24 protein-coding genes are annotated in these 20,322 nt (G+C 63.2%); 15 read left to right on the forward strand and 9 right to left on the reverse strand.

Translation table 11 applies throughout. From position 1 onward, the window contains the following. Positions 1-9: 9 nt before the first annotated feature. Genes V1479_RS02345 through V1479_RS02360 form a run of 4 tightly spaced genes read left to right on the forward strand, consistent with a single transcriptional unit; the run spans position 10 to position 3,540 of the window. Positions 10-897 (forward strand): metal ABC transporter substrate-binding protein, encoded by an 888-nt coding sequence (locus V1479_RS02345; RefSeq protein ID WP_368801487.1) that lies wholly within the window; start codon positions 10-12, stop codon positions 895-897. A gap of 26 nt (positions 898-923) precedes the next feature. Beyond that, entirely contained in the window at positions 924-1,832 is a 909-nt protein-coding gene (locus V1479_RS02350) for a manganese/iron ABC transporter ATP-binding protein (RefSeq protein WP_438620493.1), read from the forward strand. Next, the gene (locus V1479_RS02355) at positions 1,829-2,689 is read left to right on the forward strand and encodes a metal ABC transporter permease (protein WP_368801489.1); all 861 of its coding nucleotides are present in this window, start codon (positions 1,829-1,831) and stop codon (positions 2,687-2,689) included. Before V1479_RS02350 ends, V1479_RS02355 begins: the two co-directional genes overlap by 4 nt. Continuing rightward, positions 2,686-3,540, forward strand: a complete 855-nt coding sequence (locus V1479_RS02360; protein WP_368801490.1) for a metal ABC transporter permease — start codon at positions 2,686-2,688, stop codon at positions 3,538-3,540. Before V1479_RS02355 ends, V1479_RS02360 begins: the two co-directional genes overlap by 4 nt. Here the strand turns inward: V1479_RS02360 and V1479_RS02365 are convergent. From V1479_RS02365 to V1479_RS02390, 6 genes are all read right to left on the reverse strand, one after another. Further along, positions 3,514-4,518, reverse strand: a complete 1,005-nt coding sequence (locus V1479_RS02365; protein WP_368801491.1) for a proline racemase family protein — start codon at positions 4,516-4,518, stop codon at positions 3,514-3,516. The genes V1479_RS02360 and V1479_RS02365 overlap by 27 nt on opposite strands. Next, the gene (locus tag V1479_RS02370; protein WP_368801492.1) at positions 4,518-5,324 is read right to left on the reverse strand and encodes an isocitrate lyase/PEP mutase family protein; all 807 of its coding nucleotides are present in this window, start codon (positions 5,322-5,324) and stop codon (positions 4,518-4,520) included. Before V1479_RS02370 ends, V1479_RS02365 begins: the two co-directional genes overlap by 1 nt. A 207-nt stretch (positions 5,325-5,531) precedes the next feature. After that, complete coding sequence (locus V1479_RS02375; RefSeq protein ID WP_368801493.1) at positions 5,532-6,095, reverse strand: type 1 glutamine amidotransferase domain-containing protein; 564 nt, start codon at positions 6,093-6,095, stop codon at positions 5,532-5,534. 94 nt (positions 6,096-6,189) lie between these two features. Then, positions 6,190-6,861 (reverse strand): HAD family hydrolase, encoded by a 672-nt coding sequence (locus V1479_RS02380; protein ID WP_368801494.1) that lies wholly within the window; start codon positions 6,859-6,861, stop codon positions 6,190-6,192. Continuing rightward, positions 6,858-7,337: a dUTP diphosphatase gene (dut, locus tag V1479_RS02385; RefSeq protein ID WP_368801975.1), complete on the reverse strand. Its 480-nt coding sequence runs from the start codon at positions 7,335-7,337 to the stop codon at positions 6,858-6,860. Before dut ends, V1479_RS02380 begins: the two co-directional genes overlap by 4 nt. A 72-nt stretch (positions 7,338-7,409) precedes the next feature. Next, on the reverse strand, positions 7,410-7,880 hold the full coding sequence (locus V1479_RS02390) for an Lrp/AsnC family transcriptional regulator (RefSeq protein WP_368801495.1): 471 nt from the start codon (positions 7,878-7,880) through the stop codon (positions 7,410-7,412). 105 nt (positions 7,881-7,985) lie between these two features. Between V1479_RS02390 and V1479_RS02395 the strand changes: the two genes are divergently transcribed. Then, positions 7,986-8,234, forward strand: a complete 249-nt coding sequence (locus V1479_RS02395; protein WP_368801496.1) for a DUF6356 family protein — start codon at positions 7,986-7,988, stop codon at positions 8,232-8,234. Continuing rightward, complete coding sequence (locus V1479_RS02400) at positions 8,206-9,006, forward strand: class II glutamine amidotransferase (RefSeq protein WP_368801497.1); 801 nt, start codon at positions 8,206-8,208, stop codon at positions 9,004-9,006. The genes V1479_RS02395 and V1479_RS02400 overlap by 29 nt, the downstream gene beginning before the upstream one ends. Positions 9,007-9,015: 9 nt before the next feature. Here V1479_RS02400 and V1479_RS02405 read toward each other — a convergent pair whose 3' ends face one another. Continuing rightward, entirely contained in the window at positions 9,016-9,462 is a 447-nt protein-coding gene (locus V1479_RS02405) for a MarR family winged helix-turn-helix transcriptional regulator (RefSeq protein ID WP_368801498.1), read from the reverse strand. 26 nt (positions 9,463-9,488) lie between these two features. Here V1479_RS02405 and V1479_RS02410 point away from each other — a divergent pair, with 26 nt between their 5' ends. The 6 genes from V1479_RS02410 (at position 9,489) to V1479_RS02435 (ending at position 14,119) form a co-directional block, all read left to right on the forward strand. Then, positions 9,489-10,394, forward strand: a complete 906-nt coding sequence (locus V1479_RS02410) for a haloalkane dehalogenase (protein WP_368801976.1) — start codon at positions 9,489-9,491, stop codon at positions 10,392-10,394. A 133-nt stretch (positions 10,395-10,527) separates the two neighbouring features. Continuing rightward, entirely contained in the window at positions 10,528-10,860 is a 333-nt protein-coding gene (locus V1479_RS02415; protein ID WP_368801499.1) for an ArsR/SmtB family transcription factor, read from the forward strand. After that, on the forward strand, positions 10,860-11,333 hold the full coding sequence (locus tag V1479_RS02420) for an SRPBCC family protein (RefSeq protein WP_368801500.1): 474 nt from the start codon (positions 10,860-10,862) through the stop codon (positions 11,331-11,333). Before V1479_RS02415 ends, V1479_RS02420 begins: the two co-directional genes overlap by 1 nt. Then, entirely contained in the window at positions 11,333-11,920 is a 588-nt protein-coding gene (locus V1479_RS02425; RefSeq protein ID WP_368801501.1) for a glutathione S-transferase N-terminal domain-containing protein, read from the forward strand. The genes V1479_RS02420 and V1479_RS02425 overlap by 1 nt, the downstream gene beginning before the upstream one ends. Positions 11,921-11,972: 52 nt before the next feature. Then, entirely contained in the window at positions 11,973-12,911 is a 939-nt protein-coding gene (locus V1479_RS02430; protein ID WP_368801502.1) for a glutaminase, read from the forward strand. Between the two features lie 161 nt (positions 12,912-13,072). Continuing rightward, entirely contained in the window at positions 13,073-14,119 is a 1,047-nt protein-coding gene (locus tag V1479_RS02435; RefSeq protein WP_438620494.1) for a DNA alkylation repair protein, read from the forward strand. Positions 14,120-14,172: 53 nt separating this feature from the next. Here the strand turns inward: V1479_RS02435 and V1479_RS02440 are convergent, their stop codons facing one another. Continuing rightward, positions 14,173-16,068 (reverse strand): PhoX family protein, encoded by a 1,896-nt coding sequence (locus V1479_RS02440; RefSeq protein ID WP_368801504.1) that lies wholly within the window; start codon positions 16,066-16,068, stop codon positions 14,173-14,175. 183 nt (positions 16,069-16,251) lie between these two features. On the opposite strand from V1479_RS02440, the gene V1479_RS02445 reads away from it, so the two are divergent. Beyond that, a complete protein-coding gene (locus V1479_RS02445) occupies positions 16,252-17,841 on the forward strand; it encodes a peptide chain release factor 3 (protein WP_368801505.1) in 1,590 nt (529 codons plus the stop codon). 37 nt (positions 17,842-17,878) lie between these two features. Here V1479_RS02445 and V1479_RS02450 read toward each other — a convergent pair whose 3' ends face one another. Continuing rightward, a complete protein-coding gene (locus V1479_RS02450) occupies positions 17,879-18,286 on the reverse strand; it encodes a hypothetical protein (protein ID WP_173188411.1) in 408 nt (135 codons plus the stop codon). A gap of 356 nt (positions 18,287-18,642) precedes the next feature. On the opposite strand from V1479_RS02450, the gene V1479_RS02455 reads away from it, so the two are divergent. Next, positions 18,643-19,302, forward strand: a complete 660-nt coding sequence (locus V1479_RS02455; RefSeq protein WP_173188410.1) for a peroxiredoxin — start codon at positions 18,643-18,645, stop codon at positions 19,300-19,302. A 143-nt stretch (positions 19,303-19,445) separates the two neighbouring features. Continuing rightward, positions 19,446-20,321, forward strand: coding sequence for a D-alanyl-D-alanine carboxypeptidase family protein (locus tag V1479_RS02460; protein ID WP_368801506.1), 876 nt, complete (start codon positions 19,446-19,448; stop codon positions 20,319-20,321). Position 20,322 lies beyond the last annotated feature (1 nt).

Here is a 20,322-nt window from a genome sequence, read left to right on the forward strand (position 1 = left end):
GGAGCCTTCATGTTCGCCAGATCCGCTCTAGCCGTCCTTGCCCTGTGCCTCGCCCTGCTGCCTGCCGCAGCGCAGGAGGAAAGGTTGAAGGTCGTCACCACGTTCACCGTCATCGCCGATATTGCCAGCAACGTTGCCGGCGAGGCTGCCGACGTCGAATCGATCACCCGGCCGAACGCCGAAATTCACGAATACCAGCCGACGCCGGGCGACATGCTGCGCGCCCAGGACGCCGACCTGATCCTCTGGAACGGACTCAACCTCGAACTCTGGTTCGAGCGCTTTTTCCAGAACCTGCGCGACGTGCCCGGCGTGGTGGTCAGCGAAGGCGTCGAGCCGATAGGCATCACGGAAGGCCCATATAGCGGCAAGCCGAACCCGCATGCCTGGATGTCGCCGAGTGACGTTCTGACCTATGTCGAGAATATCCGTGCCGCCTTCGCCGAGCACGATCCGGCCAACGCCGAGATTTATGCGGCCAATGCCGCTGCCTATTCGGCCGAGATCGAAGCCATGGTGCAGCCGATCCGCGAACGGCTTTCGGCTATTCCCGAAGAGCGCCGCTGGCTGGTGACCAGCGAAGGCGCGTTTTCCTATCTTGCGCGCGACTTCGGCCTGAAGGAACTTTACCTCTGGCCTATCAATGCGGATGCGCAGGGCACGCCGCAGCAGATCCGCAAGGTGATCGACCAGATGCGAGAGAACGAAATTCCGGCGATCTTCAGCGAAAGCACGGTCTCGCCGAACCCGGCCCAGCAGGTGGCGCGCGAAACGGGCGCCAGCTATGGCGGGGTTCTCTACGTCGATTCCCTGAGCGATGCCGATGGACCGGTCCCGACCTACCTGGATCTTCTGCGCGTCACCACGGAAACGATAGCCGAAGGCCTTTCTCGATGAATGTCTCGGCGGAAAAGTCGCTGTCCATGCAGGCCAGTGCGTCGAACGCCGGCCTCGACGTCAGGAATGTGACGGTCACCTACCGCAACGGCCAGGCGGCGCTGGTCGATGCCGGCTTCTCGATCCCGCGTGGCACCATCACGGCGCTTGTAGGCGTCAACGGCAGCGGCAAGTCGACGCTGTTCAAGGCGATCATGGGTTTTGTGCCGCTGGCCGCTGGTTCCGTCTCGATCATGGGCGAGCCGGCCGGCCGTGCCCTGCGCCGCAACGTTGTCGCCTATGTTCCGCAGGCCGAGGAGGTCGACTGGAACTTCCCGATCCTTGTCGAGGACGTGGTGATGATGGGCCGCTACGGCCACATGAACTTCCTGCGCATGGCGTCGGCGAACGACCGGCGCATGGTCGACGAGGCGCTGGAGCGCGTTGGCATGTCCGGCTTCCGCAAGCGCCAGATCGGAGAGCTTTCCGGTGGCCAGAAGAAACGCGTCTTCCTGGCGCGCGCGCTGGCGCAGGAGGGGCAGGTGATCCTGCTCGACGAGCCGTTCACCGGTGTCGATGTCACCACCGAGGAGGCGATCATCGCCCTGTTGCGCTCTCTGCGCGACGAGGGCCGCGTGATGCTGGTCTCGACACACAATCTCGGCTCGGTTCCCGAATTCTGCGACCGCGCGGTGCTGCTCAACCGCACCGTTCTGGCCGCCGGCCCGACGAACGAAGTCTTCACCCGGCCCAATCTGGAGGCAGCTTTCGGCGGCGTCCTGCGCCATTTCGTCCTCGGCGGTCCGGTGCTGCACGACGACGAGGACGGGCGCGAATTGACGGTGTTGACCGACGACGAGCGGCCCTTCGTGCTTTACGGCGACAAGGCGCAGTCGAGCAGCGGCCCGGCCGACGCAGAGCACGACGCCGCCGCACGCGGGGATGGCCCCCAATGAGCGAACTGCTCTTCCAGCCGTTTTCATACGGCTACATGGTCAACGCCATGTGGGTGTCGGCGCTGGTCGGCGCCGTATGCGCCTTTCTGTCGGCCTATCTGATGCTGAAGGGCTGGTCGCTGATCGGCGACGCGCTCTCGCATGCCATCGTTCCCGGCGTGGCGGGCGCCTACATGCTGGGGCTGCCCTTCGCCGTGGGCGCATTCTTTTCCGGTGGGCTTGCCGCCGGTGCCATGCTGTTCCTGACCACCCAGACGCGGCTGCGCGAGGATGCGGTGATCGGGCTGATCTTCACCTCCTTCTTCGGCATCGGCCTCTTCATGGTGTCGCTGTCGCCGGCTTCCGTGAACATCCAGACCATCGTGCTCGGCAACATCCTCGCCGTCACGCCGTCGGACACGCTGCAGCTCGTCATCATCGCTGGCGTCTCGCTGGCGGTCCTCATCGTCAAATGGAAGGACCTGATGGTCACCTTCTTCGACGAGAACCATGCAAGGTCGATCGGCCTGCGGCCCGGGCTGCTGCGCGTCTTGTTCTTCACGCTGCTCTCGGCCTGTACGGTCGCTGCGCTGCAGACGGTCGGTGCCTTCCTCGTCATCGCAATGGTCGTTACGCCTGGTGCGACGGCGTATCTTTTGACCGACCGCTTTCCACGCCTGATCGTCATAAGTGTCGCGATCGGTTCGCTGACGAGCTTCGTCGGCGCCTATGCGAGCTACTTCATCGACGGCGCGACGGGCGGCATCATCGTGGTGCTGCAGACGCTGATTTTCCTCGCTGCATTTTTCTTCGCGCCGAAGCATGGGCTGCTTGCGGCCCGCAGGCAGGCACGGGCCGCGATCGAGGCTGTGCGATGATCGACACGCTGCTTCTGCCTTTCCAGTTTCCGTTCATGCAGCAGGCCTTCGTGATTGCGATCCTGGTGGCCGCGCCGATGGGGCTGCTATCATCCTTCCTGATCCTCAAGGGCTGGTCGCTGATGGGCGATGCCATCAGCCACGCGGTGCTGCCGGGCGTCGTGCTGGCCTATGTTGCCGGTTTGCCGCTTGCAATCGGCGCCTTCGGCGCTGGCATGTTCTGCGCGCTCGCAGTCGGTTTCCTGAGGGAAAACAGCCGCGTCAAGGAGGACACCGTCATGGGTGTCGTGTTCTCCGGCATGTTCGGGCTCGGCATCGTCATGTTCTCGATGATCGAGAGCGAACTGCACCTGTTGCATGTGCTGTTCGGCAACATCCTGGGCGTGACCTGGGGCGATGTTGCCGAAACGGGTGTCATCGCGCTGATCGCGCTCGGCTTCGTCGGCCTCCTGCGCCGCGACCTGCTTCTGCACGCGTTCGACGCCCAGCACGCCCGCGCTATCGGCCTCCCGGTGCGGTTCTACCACTATGGGCTTCTGGCCGTCCTGTCGTTGACCATTGTCGGCGCGCTCAAGGCAGTCGGCATCATCCTTGCGATCGCCATGCTGATCGCGCCGGGCGCGATTGCGTTTCTCGTGACCCGCCGCTTCGAGGCGATGCTGATGGTGGCCGTTTCGGTGGCGGTCGGCTGCGCCTTCCTTGGCGTCTACCTGTCGTTCTTCATCGACAGCGCGCCCGCGCCGACCATCGTGGTCTTGATGACGCTGGTCTTCGTCGCAGCCTTCGCCTGGTCGCAGATGTGTGCGGCTCCCGCCAGCCCGCGATCAGCGCACGATGAAGCCGGCGCCTAGCGGATCGTCTTCCTCGACGATGAACTCGGCGCGTCCGCTGTAGAAGGCACGGCCGGACACGCGCACGGTCACGGCATCCATGTTCCCTGCCTTGGTCGACCGGGCGACGCTACCCTCGAAGCGCGAGCCGACGATGCTTTCGAAGGCGCGCGTCTCGCCCACCGCCGCTTCTCCCTTGGCGTGCATCGCGGCAAGTCGCGCCGTGACGCCGGAACCCGTCGGCGACCGGTCGACCTGCCTGTCGGCGAAGACGCAGACATTTTTCGTCGGGTGCCCGCCCGATCCATCGCCGCCATCCGTCAGGATCGCGCCGTAGAGGAAGGCAAGGTCGGCGTGGTCCGGATGGGAAAGGGGCACGGCGGCTTTCGCGCTTTCGGTCAGAGCCGCAGCGGCATCGGCGAATTCACGAACGGAATCGCGGCCGAATTCCAGGCCGAACTGCCGGCAGTCGGCCAAGGCGTAGAACGCGCCGCCATAGGCGATGTCGAGCCGGATGGTGCCATAACCGGGTACTTCGACCTGACAGTCCGATGCGAAGAGGAAGGACGGTACGCTTTCGAACGAGACAGCGCCGGCGCGGCCGCCCTCGACTTCTACCTCGGCCTTCACCAGCCCGCATGGGCATTCGATATTGACCACGGTCACGGGCTCGGTCTTCGCGACCAGCCCCTCGTCGATCGCATAGCGGCCCAGCGCCAGGATGGCATGGCCGCACATCGTCGAATAGCCCTCATTGTGCATGAACAGCACCGCGAGGTCGGCGTCCGGCAGGTCTGGTTCGACCAGCAATGCTCCGTACATGTCGAAATGGCCGCGCGGCTCGAACATCAGCAGGCGGCGCAGATGATCGAGATTATCGCGCACGAAGGCGCGCTTTTCGAGGATCGTGCCTTTCGGCAGAGGCGGGTAGCCGGCAGTGACGATCCGCAACGGCTCGCCGCCGGTATGCATGTCGACAACGCGCAAGCCGCCCTGCATCAGCGACCTTTCGAGAACATCGCCTGAAGCTTGGCGAACGACATTGCGTGACGTGCATATTCGAAGGTGCCGTCTTCGAGCATTTCTTTCGCTGCGGCTTCCACGGCACCAAAGGCTACTGTTGTAAGCTTGGAACCGACCGAGATGCGCCGGGCACCTGCTTCCGACAGGCTGGCGACGGAAAAACCCGGCACCGCAAGCACGTTGACCGGCTTGCTGACGCTTGTGCAGACGGTTTTCACGTCGGCGATCTCCGAAAGACCGGGTGCGTAGAGAACGTCGGCTCCGGCCTTTTCGAATGCCTGCAGCCGGCGGATCGTGTCATCGAGATCGGGGCGGCCCCAAAGAAAATTCTCCGCCCGCGCGGTGAAGACGAAATCGTGCCTGAGCGCGCGGGCCGCTTCGACGGCGGCCGCGACGCGTTCCACAGCATGCGAAAATTCGAAGATCGGCTTGTCCGGATCGCCAGTCGAATCCTCGATCGAGCATCCGGCGAGCCCTATAGATGCGGCGCGCCGGATCGTCTCCGCAGCATCTTCAGGACTGTCGCCCTTGCCCTTTTCGAGATCGGCCGAGACTGGAACGTCGACGGCATCTACCAGTTCGCGACAATGTGCGAGCATCGTTTCGAAGTCGACGCCGCCATCGGGCAGGCCGCGCGAGAACGCGTAGCCCGCGCTCGTGGTGGCGAGTGCCTTGAAGCCCATATCGGCCAGCAGCTTGGCTGTGCCTATATCCCATGGGTTTGGGATGACGAAGGCGCTCGGGCCGTCGTGCAGCCGTCTGAATTCTTCCGCTTTGTTCATGAAGTCCTCCGCTGGCTTTGTCGCGAGCGGACACGTTAGGTCGCCGGAAGCTGATCCGCAAAGGCTCGCAATTGGGCCAGCCGCACCCTCCTGACATGATCGTTTGCGCTTGGGAAACGAAAAGAAAGCGGCGCGGCAGCCCGTAAGGGCGCCAGCGCCGCCTTGCCCGGCCGCGAGACTGATCCGCTACTCAGCGGCCGAACCTCGTCATTCTGCCGCCGTGCGCTGTCCGGGATCGTTTTCTACGGCCTCCACGATAGCCGCCGTAAACGCTTCCAGATCGTCAGGCTTGCGGGCGGTTATCACATTGCCGTCGCGCACTGTCTGGGAATCTTCCCATCGCGCGCCGGCATTTTCCATGTCGGTCCGGATCGAGTGGTAGGATGTGGCTCTCAGCCCGTTCACCAGACCGGCTTCAATCAGCAGCCACGGTGCATGGCAGATCGCCGCGACAGGCTTTCCGGTCGCATGAAAATCGCGAATGAACCCTACTGCCGCCTTGTCGGTGCGCAGCACGTCAGGGTTGATCTGTCCGCCCGGCAGCACCAGCGCGTCATAGTCTTCAACCCGAGCGTCGCTCAGGGTCCGGTCGACCTTGACGGCCGAACCCCAGTCTTTCTTTTCCCAGCCGGTAATCTCGCCGTTCTCGATAGAAACGACATCGACCGTTGAGCCGGCGTTCCGCAGTTTTTCCAGCGGCACCTCAAGTTCCGACTGCTCGAAACCGTTGGTTGCAAGGATCATGATGCGTGATTCAGGGATAGTTGGCATTCTCGCCTCCAGTTATCCCCCCGCTCCGCTTGAAGAACGCGCGACGCTATCAATCGTTCAAGATTTTTTGGCCACTTGCGCGTTGCCGAAACGGTCAGGCGAGACCGAGCAGGCGCGGCAGTTCGCGCATGTCATCGAACGGCAGGCCACCGGCTGCAGCAAGCGCCTCGCGATCCGACATCGGGTCCGCGTGATAGGAAAAGACGCGCATCCCCGCCGCGACACCTGCAAGGGTTCCCGGTACGCTGTCTTCGATCACCACGCAGTCCGATGGCTCGTATCCCATTTCGCGCGCAGCATGGAGGAAAAGATCGGGGAACGGCTTGCCGCGCTCCACCATGGTCGAGCTGTAAAGCGCGTGCCCGAAATGGGAAAGCAGACCCGTGGAGCCGAGCGTCAGGTGCATCTTTTCGATTCTGGCCGAAGACGCCACGCACCAGGGTACGTTGCGTGCGCGAAGCGTATCGACGACGTGCTCGATATGGGGGATGGCGTCGACGCCAGCGCCGAATATCTCCTCGAGCGAGCCATACCAGCGTTCGGTGAGGTCGAAGCCTAGCCGATAGTCGCCGGCTTCGATCTCTTCCTGCACGCTCTTCATGCTACGGCCCGAATAGACGCGCCGACAGTATTCGTAGGTGACGTCATGTCCCGCTGCGCAGAACCATTCGGCGAGCACCCGATTGGCCCGCTCCTCCGTGTTCACCAGGACGCCGTCGCAATCGAAGATGACGAGGCCCGGCGGCGTTTGCGTAGCTGCGCTCATTTCGTACCCGTCGAGCCGAAACCGCCAGCACCCCTTGCCGTCTCGCCGGCCAGATCGCGCTCTTCGATCGTCGCGTGGCTGACGGGCGCAAGAACGAGCTGCGCGATGCGCATGCCGCGCTCGATCGCGAAATCCTCGTCACCGAGATTGACTAGCAGCACCTGCAACTCGCCGCGATAGTCGCTGTCGATGGTTCCCGGCGTGTTGAGGCAGGTGATGCCATGCTTGAACGCGAGGCCGGAGCGAGGCCGCACCTGTCCTTCGTAGCCGGCAGGAATCTCGAAGATCAGCCCTGTCGGCACCAGCGCCCGCCGGCCCGGCAGCAATATCATCGGACGGTCTTCCGGCACCGCGGCGCGCAAGTCCAAGCCGGCCGCGCCGTCGCTTTCATAGGCTGGCAGCGCCAGCCCCTGCGAATGCGGCATGCGGACGATGCCGAGGACTGGTGCGGAGCGGGTGTCGGGAGCGAGCTTCATGACGCGCATGCTATGGCGGGGCATGCCGCTCTGGTCAATCGACGCAGTTACCCTTTCCAGCGCTTTTCGGCGCTACCGCACCTCGACAGGCACGATCGTTGTGTCCTTGATCTCCTCCATGACGAATGACGCGGAGACATCATCCAAAGGCACCTTGGCGATCAGTCGCTGATAGAGCCGGTCATAGGCCTTTACGTCGGCCACGCGGGCGCGCAGCACGTAATCGAGATCGCCCGACATGCGATAGACGCCAGTGATCTCCGGGAAAGAAGTGACCGCGTCGCGAAACCGCTTCAGCCAGTCCGGATCGTGGTGAGAGGTGCGCAGGATCACGAAGACGGAGAGCCCCAGCCCAAGCTTGTCCGCATCGACCAGCGCCACGCGCCCGGTGATGACGCCTTTCTCCTCCAATATCTTGACGCGCCGCCAGCAGGCGTTTCGAGACAGGTTCAGCCGCTCCGAGAGCTGGTCGACGGTCAGCGTCGCATCGCGTTGCAGTTCGGCGAGCAGGCGCCGGTCGATCGTATCGATTTCATGCTTCATCTCGGGACAATGTCCCATGAGTGCAGGCAAGACAAGGACAGATTGGGATTTCCCCTTGGCCGTGAGCGGTATCATGAGCCGGCTCGAACTACAGGGGAACAGTCCATGGCCAACCGCATCGCCCGCATCTTCACTGCACATCCCGAAACGGTCGGCGAGACCTATTTCGGCCATATGGCCTTTGCCGCGTGGTTTGCCTCGCGGCTGTTCATGGCGGCCGGCGCGGCCCTCTTTCACGCTTTCTTGCCGTTTCTGTTCGAGACTACGGCGTCGAGGATCGTGCGCGAACTCTACGAGCGTACACACAACAGGGGAAGCAAGAGCAATGTGCCGGTGGGCGGCCTATCTCGGTGATCCCGTCTTCCTGGAAGACGTTGTAGCGGCACCCTGCCATTCGCTGATCGCCCAAAGCCATCAGGCATTGGAAGCCAAGACGGCCACCAATGGCGATGGCTTCGGCCTAGCCTGGTATGGTGAGCGGCGGGAGCCCGGCCGCTATCGCGACGTCCTCCCAGCCTGGTCCGACTGCAATTTGAGAAGCTTGTGCCGGCAAATACGGTCCGGGCTGTTCCTCGCGCATGTGCGCGCCTCGACCGGCGGCGCCACCAGCCGCGACAATTGCCATCCCTTCGTTTCAGGCCGCTGGTCGTTCATGCATAACGGCCAGATCGGCGGTTTCGAGCGTATCCGCCGCCGGCTGGAAGAAAGCCTGCCCGACGCGCTCTACGCGGAACTGCATGGCACCACCGATTCGGAACTCTTTTTCCTGCTGATGCTGGCCGAAGGCCTTGAAACCGATCCGCAAGGCGCTGCGACACGCGCCGTCGCACATGTCGTGGCCGCTGCCGGACAGGTGGCGATGGAACCTGCCCTGAAGCTGACGGCAGCCTTCGCCGATGGCGAAACGCTCTACGCGATACGCTATGCGACGATCGGCACCGCGCCGACCCTCTATGCGGGAGAACTGCGCGGTGGGTCGGGGCGCTGTCTCGTTTCCGAGCCGTTCGATCGCGACGGACCGCAATGGGCGCCGGTGCCTGAAGGCAGCTTCGTGACGATGACGCGCGCAGGTATGAGCGTTCGCCCCTTCGCGCCGGCTGTGGCCTCGCTCGCTCTAGCCGGCTGACGGTTCGCCTTAGCGATCCTCGGAGACGTCGAGGATTTGCTCAAGGGTGGCGCGCAGGGCTTCCAGTCGTGGTTGCCCCAGGCGCTTGCCCCAGTCGTCCTCCACGCTTTGTCCGATGGCCATCGCCAGCGGACGAATCTGCTTCCCGCGCTCGGTCAGCATTACGAGGCGCGCCCGCCTGTCGGTGGGGTGCGGCCGTCGCTCGACATAACCAAGCGCCTCCAGCTCTTCTACAGCCTGTGCCATCGTCTGCTTGCGCACACCTGCCTTCAGCGTGAGGTCCGATACCTGGATGCCTTCAGGGGGCACGAAGGTGAAGACATTAGCGTGGTGCGGGCGGATGTCTCCGAAACCCTGCTCCGCCAGTGCGCCGTCGACGGCGGACGAAAATTGTTGATGGGCGAGACGCAAAAGCACGCCGATGGATCGCGGCGCAGAGGATGAGCTATCGGGCATATTGACAGGTGCCTGTCTAAACGGATATAGACAGGCACCTTACCAAATCGAACAGAAGGAATAAACCCATGCCTGTCCTGCCTGTCCTTGGCTCAACGATTTTCTACAGGGATGCGGGAGCCGGTGTGCCGCTGGTGTTCCTGCATGGCAATCCGACCTCCTCCCATGTCTGGCGTAACGTCATCGCCAATATCGATGCGCCGGTGCGCACTATTGCCCCCGATCTGATAGGGATGGGGCAGTCCGGTAAGCCCGAAATCGCATACCGTTTCGCCGACCATGCTGCCTACCTCGATGCCTGGTTCGACACGATGGATTTGGACAGGGTGGTTCTGGTCGGGCACGACTGGGGTGGCGCGCTCGCCATGGATTGGGCCGCCCGCAACCCGTCCCGCGTCGCCGGCATCGTTCTGATGGAAACGATCCTGCGACCTATGATCTGGGCTGATTTTCCGGGCGCCCATCGTGCCAGATACGAGACGCTGCGCGGTGAGGGCACGGGCGAGGTCAAGGTGCTCGACGAGAACTTCTTCATTGAGCAGGCACTGAAATTGACCGTCCGCAGCGGGCTATCGCCGGAGGATCATGACGTCTACCGAAAGCCTTACGCGACGCGCGAGAGCAGGCGCCCGCTGCTCGCATGGCCGCGCGAGATGCCGATCGAGGGCGAACCCGCCGACACGATAGAGCGAATCGTCGCCTACGATGCCTGGCTGGCGGATTCCTCCGACACGCCAAAACTGCTGCTGACCTTCGAAGGCGAGGAAGGAACGCTGATGATCGGAACCGGGATGACCGATTGGGCCCGACAGAACATCGCGTCGCTGGAGATCGAGCGTTGCGGACCGGCCGGTCATGTGTGCCCGGAGGATCAGCCGGCAGCGATCGGCAAGGCCATTGCCTCCTGGGTGGGTCGTCACGGGCTCTGCTGAATGACCTTGAAGCACGAGGCGGCCCGGAGGGGTGCCTTGGGAAGCTCTTTCCTGCGGTGACTGACAGGGGGTTGACTCTATAGGTTGCGAAATGTATTGAACCACAAAGTTAAGTAACCAGATGGTTCAATAGATGTCAAACGATCCACTGAGCCTCACGCTTTCAGCCCTCGCCGATCCGACGCGCAGGGCCATCCTCGCCAGGCTGTCGCGTGGCGAGGCAACGGTTTCGCAACTGGCGGAACCATTCCAGATGAGCATGCCGGCCGTGTCCAAGCATCTGCGGGTTCTGGAGCGGGCGGGGTTGGTCGAGCAGGGACGCGAAGCACAGTTCCGGCCCCGTCGCCTGCGGCCCGATCCGCTGCGCGACCTCGCCGGATGGCTGGAAGACTACCGGCGCTATTGGGAAGAAAACCTCGACCAGCTCGACGACTACCTAAAGGAAATCCAGAAGGGAGACCGCTGATGAATGCCTCGACACAAGGCCAAGCCCGGCCCGAACTGACGATCAAGCGGGTCCTCGATGCGCCCCGCGAGCTGGTCTACGCCTGCTGGACGCAGGAAGAGCACATGAAGAACTGGTTCTTCCCGAAAGGCTTCACCGTTCCGCATTCACAAGCCGATGTCAGGCCTGGCGGCAGCTACCGCTCCTGCCTTCGTGCGCCGGACGGCACCGACCACTGGGTCGGCGGCGTCTACCGCGAACTCACGCCTCCGGAGAAGATCGTCTTCACGCACGCCTGGCAGGATGAGGCCGGCAACAGCGAACACGAGACGGTGGTGACGATCACCCTCGATCCGGTCGAAGACGGCAAGACCCGGCTGACGTTCCATCAGGCGTTCTTCCTCAGCGATGCATCGCGCGATGGCCATGCGGAGGGCTGGAACGAATCGCTGGACGGCCTCGAAACCTATCTCGAAGGCGGCAAGGCGGCGTGATGAAGCTCTATCTCACCCCCGGTGCCTGCAGCCTTGCCGATCACATCGCGCTGGCCGAGGCTCGTATCACCGTCGAGCCGGTAAAGGTCGACCTGCGCACACGCACGACCGAGCACGGTGACGATTTCACCATGATCAATCCCAAGGGCTATGTGCCGGCCCTCGAGTTCGATGACGGCTCCGTGCTGACGGAGAACGTCGCCATTATCGGCTGGGTGTCGGACCAGGCTCCAGCGCTCACCCCTCCCGGTCCGCTCGGACGGGCGCGCAATATCGAGATGCTCGCCTTTCTCGCCACCGAGGTCCATCGGCCGTTCATGCGCTCGATGTTCTCGCCCGCCGAGACTGAAAAGCAGGCTGCGCGGGAGGCGATCTCAGCCCGTCTCACCTATCTGGCCGGGCGGATCGAGGGCGCCTGCCTGTTCGGCAACGTCTTTAGCGGCGCGGACGCGCTGTTCTACGTGATGGTGCGCTGGGCGCGCGATTTCGGTTACGAAGTCGATGGTCGGCTTCTGGATTTCGCTGCCAGGGTGGAGGCGCGCCCTGCCGTACAGGCGGCGCTCCGGGCGGAGGGGCTCCCCGCCTGACGGATCGAAACGCCGCGCTGCGCGTTGCGCTCCGGACCAACCGGAGAAGGCAATGGCGAAGCGCGGCGTGAAAGTCGAAATCAAGGAACTCGAAAGCGCGGTCGAGGAAGTCGTCGGCCGCATGGGCGTGATCGAACGCTTCGGCAAGGCCGCAGACCACATCGAGGGCCTTGCCGAGATCGATACCGACCGCTTCGGCATAGCGGTCGTCACCGACGGTGGCGCTACGGTGACAGGCGGAGAAGCCGACGAGCCTTTCGCAATCCAGAGCATCTCCAAGGTTTTCGGGCTCACGCTTGCGTTGCAGGCTTTCGGCGACGAGGTCTGGAAACGGGTCGGCCGGGAACCGTCCGGTGATCCGTTCAATTCCATTGTCGATCTGGAGCGCCAGAAGGGCATTCCGCGCAACCCGTTCATCAATCCCGGCGCGATCGTCGTGTCTGACATGCTGCTCGACATTTCGGCAAAGAGCGATACGAACAAGACGGTGCGCGAATTCCTTGCCGACCAGATCGGCGAGGATGTCGGCATCGACCGCAAGGTGTTCGACAAGGAATCCTCATCCGGATTCAACAACCGCGCCATGGCCAATCTGTGCAAGTCGTTCGGCAACCTCAACCACGAGGTCGAGGCGGTGATGAAGCCTTATGTAAGCCAGTGCGCGATCGCCCTTTCTGCGCGACAGCTCGCGCTCGCCGGCCGCTACTTGATGGACGGCGGCGACAAACCGACCGACCAGCAGCGATTGCTGGCACGCCGCGTCAATTCGCTGATGCTGACATGCGGGCAGTATGACGGATCGGGCGAGTTCGCCTTCCGGGTTGGCCTGCCGGCGAAAAGTGGCGTCGGCGGCGGCATTCTGGCTATCGCACCTGGTGTTGCATCCATCGGCGTGTGGTCGCCGGGACTGGACGACAACGGGAATTCGCTTCTCGGCACGCTCGCGCTGGAGCAGTTGGCCGAGCGCATGGGCTGGTCTGTGTTCGGCTGACATCTGCGTATCGTGCAAGGTGCTGTGGATTTCGTCACCTCCTGACAGCATCCGTCAGGGAGTAGCGTCTATGGTCGCGGCATCTGACGAAACACACGGGTGCTTACGTGAGCGATCAACCGGCTGCCGCCGCGCTGAAGGAAATATTCGACCGCGCGCGCATGCGCCGGTTCGCCGAGGATACGAAGACCATCTGGCCGGATTTCGATGCGGATCGGTTCGAGACGCTCGCCACCACCGGGCTCGACGATCTCGGCATCATGCAGCGCATGCGGCTGGCGGCGGACGCTTTCGCGGCGACGCTGCCGTCCGACTATGAGCGGGCATTGGAAATTCTCTCGGCACTCGCGCCGCGTATCGGGCATGGCTTTGCATCGATCACACTGTGTGAATTCGTCATCGTGCGGGGCCTCGAGGATTTCGATCGCTCGATGGACGCGTTGAAGCTGTTCACCCGGTATGGCTCGGCCGAGTTCGCGATCCGGCATTTCCTCCAACACGACCTTCACCGCACGTTGTCGATGATGCGGGAATGGTCGCTCGACGGGAACGAACACGTCCGCAGGCTAGCCAGCGAGGGGGCGCGGCCGCGCCTGCCATGGTCGTTCCAGCTCCGGCCGATCGTCGCGGACCCGTCGCTCACATGGCCGATCCTGGAGGCGTTGAAGAGCGATCCAAGCCTCTACGTTCGCAAATCCGTCGCCAACCACCTCAACGACATCAGCAAGGACCATCCGGCCTGGCTTGTCGATAAATTGGCAGGCTGGCCGCAGGAGGACGAACGCACGCGATGGATCGTCAGGCAGGCCCTGCGCACCCTGATCAAGAAGGGCGACCGCTCTGCGCTGGCGCTGGTTGGGGCGGCCGAGAAGGTTGAGGCCCGGATCGAGGGCTTTTCAGTTGCGCCGGTGCGCCTTGCGTTGGGCGACCGCCTGACAATTGCCGCGACCGTCGTTTCGCAGGCGCGCGAGACGCAGCAGGTCGTTGCCGACTATGCCGTTCATTATGTGAAGAAGAGCGGTGCCGCCTCGCGCAAGGTCTTCAAGCTCAAGACCTTCGCGCTCGAGCCAGGTGCGACGCAGCCGCTGTCCATCTCCCAGACAATCCGCGACTTCACCACCCGCACCCACAATGCAGGTTTCCACAAGGTGGAGCTGATGCTGAACGGCGACACGGTGGCCGAAGGCGGGTTTGATCTGGCGATTTGATTCAGCGAAGGCTCCATGGGCGCGTTTCATAACGCGCCCATGGCGTGTTCCGGTCAGCCGACGGGGGCGTTGTCTTCACGCTTGATCGCGATGATCGAGGAGCGCGGCAGTTTGCCCTCGCCGTCCGGGAAAGGTGCGGCCGGATGCTGGATGCCGACGAACATCGTGCGCCTGTCCGCCGACCAGCAGAGACCCGTCACCTCCGACCCGTTCGGGCCGGTCAGGAAGCGTTCGATGCGTCCCGTGACAGGGTCGCCGGCCAGCATCTGGTTGTTCCCCTGTCCCGCGAAGTCGCCTTCGTTGGAATCGTCGCCATCGGTCTGGATCCAGATCAGACCGGTGGAATCGATCGCCATACCGTCGGGCGAGTTGAAGAGGTTGCCTTCGTTGACGTTCTCGGAGCCCGCATAGGGTCCCTCCTGGACGGTCGGGTTGCCGGCCATGACGTAGAGGTCCCATTCGAACGTATCGGACGCATGATCGTCATTGGCGGGACGCCAGCGCACGATCTGGCCGTATTCGTTGGCCTCGCGCGGGTTCGGCCCGCCGACCGGCGTCCAGTCACCGCCTGCATTGGCCCTGACGCCGCGGCGGCTGTTGTTGGTTAGCGCGCAATACGCTTCGCAGGCGAGCGGGTTCACAGCGACCCATTCCGGCCGGTCCATCGTTGTCGCGTTGACCCGCGAGCCGGCGGTGCGCGTGAAGATGGCGATTTCGGCCGCCGACATGCCGGTTGCTTCCGGCGTCAGGGCAATCCATTTGCCGGTCATGTCATCGTCGAAGCGGGCAGCGTAAAGCTGGCCTTCGTCCAGCAGCGTCGAGGTATCGCCACCGGGCACATAGATGTCGCGCGAGACGAATTTGTAGATGAACTCGCCGCGCTCGTCGTCGCCCATATAGACGACCACACGACCGTCGGGCGCGAGCGTCGCTGCCGCGTTCTCGTGCTTGATGCGGCCGAGCGCGGTGCGCTTGACCGGTGTGCTTGCCGCATCGGTGGGATCGATCTCGACGATCCAGCCGGCGCGGTGCGGTTCGTGGGGGTTCTTCGACGTGTCGAAGCGTGCATCCCATTTGTGATAGTCGTAGCCCCAGCCTTCCGCGGCGATGCCGTAGCGCTTGTAGCCTTCGGCGGTCAGCCCTTCGATCTGCGTGTCTCCCGTGGCGCCGAAATAGCCGTTGAAGTTTTCCTCGCAGGTCAGATAGGTGCCCCAGGGTGTCCTGCCGGAACCGCAATTGTTGAAGGTGCCAAGGCTTTCCGTGCCGGTCGGATCGGCCTCGGTCTTCATCAGGTCGTGGCCGGCGGCCGGCCCCGCGATGCGCATCGGCGTGTTGTGCGTGATGCGACGGTTGAACGGGCTGTCCTTGACCACGGACCAGTTGCCGTCGGTTTCGCTGATCTCGAAGACGGCAACCCCTTGCAGGTTCTGCAGCTTCAACACGTCCTGCGCGTCGCGTGGTACGCCGTCCGTGGCCTCGGGCAGGTTGATGTCGTTATTGGTGTATTCGTGGTTGACCGCGATGACCTGCTTGCCGCCGATGATAAACAGCTCCATGCCGTCCGTGTTCTCGCCGAAGATCTTGTCGGCATCGGCAACGGAACCGCCAGTCGCATGGTCGAGCTCTGCCACGCCGGAAAACAGCGGGTCGCCCCAGCTCACCAGCCGCTGCCAGCGATAGCCCTCCGGCACGTGCACGGTGTTGTCGGTGGAAATCGGGATCGGCTTGAAGGCAAAGCGCGAATCCTGTGCGGCGCGAGCGGGAACGGAATTGAGAATGCCGGCGCCCATGACGGCCGCGCCCGATCCGAAGGCGAGCACGCCGCCCAGAAAACCGCGCCGCGAGATCGCCCGTTCCACAACGCGGTCGAACTCGTTTTCCTCGGGGCGCGGGAAATTGATCTCGTCCCACTCGTCGAATGTCGGTCTTTCCTGTCTTACATCGGTCATGGCTTGCTCCCTTCTCATCCGGTGGCTTGCAACGAAGCTCGGCGCGTACGCCGGAGCTTGTTGTGTTTGCCTACCCGGCCGGCCACACAGATTGATGACAGCCCGATGAAAAGTGCAGTCGGCTTTTCTCGACATGGCTCGACGCCGCAGCTATAAGCCCGCCGACCGAAGGAACCTCTTCACATGGCCGAAACGATCGAAAAGGCGGTGTCGCGCCGCCGCACCTTCGCAATCATTGCGCACCCCGACGCGGGCAAGACGACGCTGACCGAAAAGCTGCTGCTGTTCGGCGGCGCGATCCAGCTCGCCGGCGAGGTGAAGGCCAAGAAGGACAAGATCCAGACGCGCTCCGACTGGATGAAGATCGAGCGTGAACGCGGCATCTCCGTCGTCACCTCGGTCATGACGTTCGAATATGGCGACAACGTCTACAATCTGCTCGACACGCCGGGCCACGAGGACTTCGCCGACGATACCTACCGCACGCTGTCGGCGGTGGATTCGGCCGTCATGGTCATCGACGCCGCCAAGGGCATCGAGCCGCGCACGCTGAAGCTGTTCGAGGTCTGCCGGCTGCGCGACATTCCGATCGTCACCTTCGTCAACAAGATGGACCGCGAAGCGCGCGACACCTTCGAGATCCTCGATGAAATCGAGCAGAAGCTGGCGCTCGACACCGCGCCGATCACCTGGCCGATTGGTCAAGGCAAAACTTTCTCCGGTACCTACCACCTTGCAGACAATGCCGTCCGGCGCGGCGACGACGAGGTCGAGCGCACCAAGGTCAACGGTCCGGACTCCAATCGCGTCGCTGGGCTGCTGCCCGAAAACGAGCGGCCGGCCTTCATCGAGGAGCTGGAGCTGGCGCGCGAGGCGTGCCGGCCGTTCGATCTTGCCGCATTCCGCGAAGGACACCTGACGCCGGTCTTCTTCGGCTCGGCGCTGCGCAATTACGGTGTGCGTGACCTGATCGAGGCGCTGGGCGCATGGGCACCCGCACCGCGAGCCCAGGAGGCGGATTCACGCCGCGTCGAGGCGACCGAGGGTAAGATGACCTCCTTCGTCTTCAAGATCCAGGCCAACATGGACCCGAACCACCGCGACCGCATCGCCTTCGTGCGCGTGTGTTCGGGCACGCTGCAGCGGGGCATGAAGGCGAAGCTGGTGCGCACCGGCAAGGCAATGAGCCTGTCTGCGCCGCAGTTCTTCTTTGCCCGGTCGCGCATCACGGCCGACGAGGCCTATGCCGGCGACGTTGTGGGCATCCCCAATCACGGCACGCTGCGCATCGGTGACACGCTGACCGAGGGCGAGGAAATCCTGTTCCGTGGCGTTCCGAACTTCGCGCCCGAAATCCTGCGCCGGGTGCGGCTCGGCGACCCGATGAAGGCAAAGAAGCTGAAGGAAGCCTTGCAGCAGATGGCCGAGGAAGGGGTCGTCCAGCTCTTCTCGCCCGACGACGGCTCGCCCGCCATGGTCGGTGTCGTCGGCGCGCTGCAGCTCGACGTGCTCAAGGAGCGCCTGAACGTCGAATACGGCCTGCCGGTCGACTTCGAGATGGCGCGCTTCACCGTCTGCCGCTGGATTTCGGCCGATAGCCGTGCGGAGCTCGAGCGTTTCGTCGAAGCGCATCGCGGCGACATCGCCCGCGATCTCGACGGCGATCCCGTCTTCCTGGCCCCACACGAATTCGGCCTCAACTACGAGGCCGAACGGTGGAAACAAATCCGCTTCGCCGCGATCAAGGACTATCAGGTCCGCGACGCGGCGTAGCCGAAGACAGCATTGAATGCCCTGCGCGGCGGCGTGGCTACTCTGCCGGCTGGCGCATGCCTGTTGCCCTGGCGACACCGTCACCGCTGAAGATGATCCAGCCGAACAGCAGAACGCCGGCAAACACGATCAGCGACCCCATGGCCACGATAGGCTCCGCACCCGGATTGCCTGCAAGCAGGACGTAGAGCGCCGGGATCATGATCACGATGCCGATCACGTAGATGGCGTATTGTAGCAAGGGCAGCCTGCCGGCGGCCTTGAGCGGATTGACCGCGTAGTAGGTGCCGAACAGTGCCGAAGTCACCCAGCCGAGCAGGTTGAGATGGGCGTGCGCGCCCATCACCCCGTGATTGCCGGAAATCGACATGTGGAGGCCGATACCGATACCTATGATGAGGAAGAGGATGGCCGTGCGAAAATAGAGCGTAGCAAGAAATGGCATGATGTTCCCCAAAATGGCAGCAGGGGCGACCGTTTGCCCCTCCGATGGTCGAGGCCGTTTGATCGCAACGCAATAGCGTTCGGCCTGTGCTGCCACTCCAGCCGACGCGATAAATCTACGCCTGTCCGGCTTCGGCGACAATCGGGGGCCACGTGTGAGTAGTCGACTATTTTGCTGGATTGATTGTCCAGATGCGGTATGCCCTTCAGCTCGGGTCGATGCTGAGCAAACCATTCCTGGACGGACGGCATAATCGTTCGTTCCGTTCTACAAATCGTCGCAATTTGCCGCGTCAACTCTCGTTTTGCGCCGTCATTGCATTATGATCAGCACAACAGCCATTGAGGAGAAACGCCATGGGCCTTCGCATCAACGATACCGCACCGGATTTCACGGCCGACACCACGCAGGGGCAGATCAGCTTTCATGACTGGATCGGCGACGGCTGGGCCGTGTTGTTCTCGCATCCAAAGAACTTCACGCCCGTCTGCACGACGGAACTCGGCACGATGGCCGGTCTTGAGGGCGAATTCCGCAAGCGCGGCGTCAAGATCATCGGTATCTCGGTCGATCCTGTCGAAAGCCACGCCAAGTGGAAAGACGACATCCGGACGGCTACGGGTTTCGCTGTCGACTACCCGCTTATCGGCGACAAGGACCTGAAGGTTGCCAAGCTATACGACATGCTGCCGAGCGATGCCGGTGACAGCGCGGAGGGCCGCACGCCGGCCGACAACGCCACCGTGCGCTCCGTCTACGTGATCGGCCCCGACAAGAAGATCAAGCTGGTGCTCACTTACCCGATGACCACCGGGCGCAACTTCGACGAGATCCTGCGCGCGATCGATTCGATCCAGCTTACGGCCAAGCATCAGGTGGCGACGCCGGCCAACTGGAAGCAGGGCGAAGACGTCATCATCACCGCGGCGGTTTCCAACGAGGACGCCACCAAGCGTTTCGGCTCCTACGAGACGATCCTGCCCTATCTGCGCAAGACCAAGCAGCCCTCGGCCTGATCTGCACAAGCACCAGGTGGTCATGCATACGGCGGCGATGGATGCCATCGCCGCCGTTTTTGTGACGGGATTGCGATGGCGGACAGGCTCGGGCATGATCCGAATCCGTCAGATATTGCCGGATCGATCACTCGGGGGACCTATTGCAAGCCGCAACTCGTGCCGTAACGGGCATCACGCGCCGCGCCGCCATCATCATGGCGGCATTCGTGTTTCTGGCGGGCTGCACGACGCAGACGGTCATGCAGTCGGCGGTTGCGCCGCTGCCGTCGGAGAAATACGCAGCCATCGTCGTTGACGCCAATAGCGGGCGGGTCCTCTACGAAGACAAAGCCCGCGAGCCTCGCTACCCTGCGTCGCTCACCAAGATGATGACGCTCTACATGCTGTTTGAGGCTATGGACAGCGGGCAGCTCAACGTGATGACGAGCATACCCGTTTCCGCCTACGCAGCCGGGCGGCCGCCGTCCAAGCTCGGTTTGAAGAAGGGCGGGAGCATCGACGTTCGCTCGGCGATCCTTGCGCTTTGCGTAAGGTCGGCCAATGACGTCGCTTCGGCCGTTGGGGAGTATCTCGGCGGCACGGAGGAACGCTTCGCCGCGATGATGACGGCCAAGGCGCGTTCCCTGGGGATGCGCTCCACCACATTCCGCAACGCCTCCGGCCTGCCGGACGCCGAACAGCGCACGACCGCTCACGACATGGCGATTCTGGCCATGTCGTTGCGCAAGCGCTTTCCCCATTACTATCACTATTTCAGCAACCGGGAGTTTGCCTATGCCGGCAAGATCATTCGCGGCCACAACGACCTGCTGGGGCGGGTCGCCGGCGTTGACGGGCTCAAGACCGGTTATATCCGCGCCTCCGGCTTCAACCTGGCAACGTCGGTCGGGCGCGGCGGGCGGCGCATCGTCGCGATTGTCATGGGGGGCAAAAGCGCGGCTGTCCGCAACGAACATATGGAACAGTTGATCGAGGTCTATATGCCGCGCGCGTCGCAAGCGAGCGCCTCGCGCTGAG

The organism is Neoaquamicrobium sediminum (assembly GCF_040970315.1).
In the GTDB taxonomy this organism is placed as follows: domain Bacteria; phylum Pseudomonadota; class Alphaproteobacteria; order Rhizobiales; family Rhizobiaceae; genus Aerobium; species Aerobium sediminum.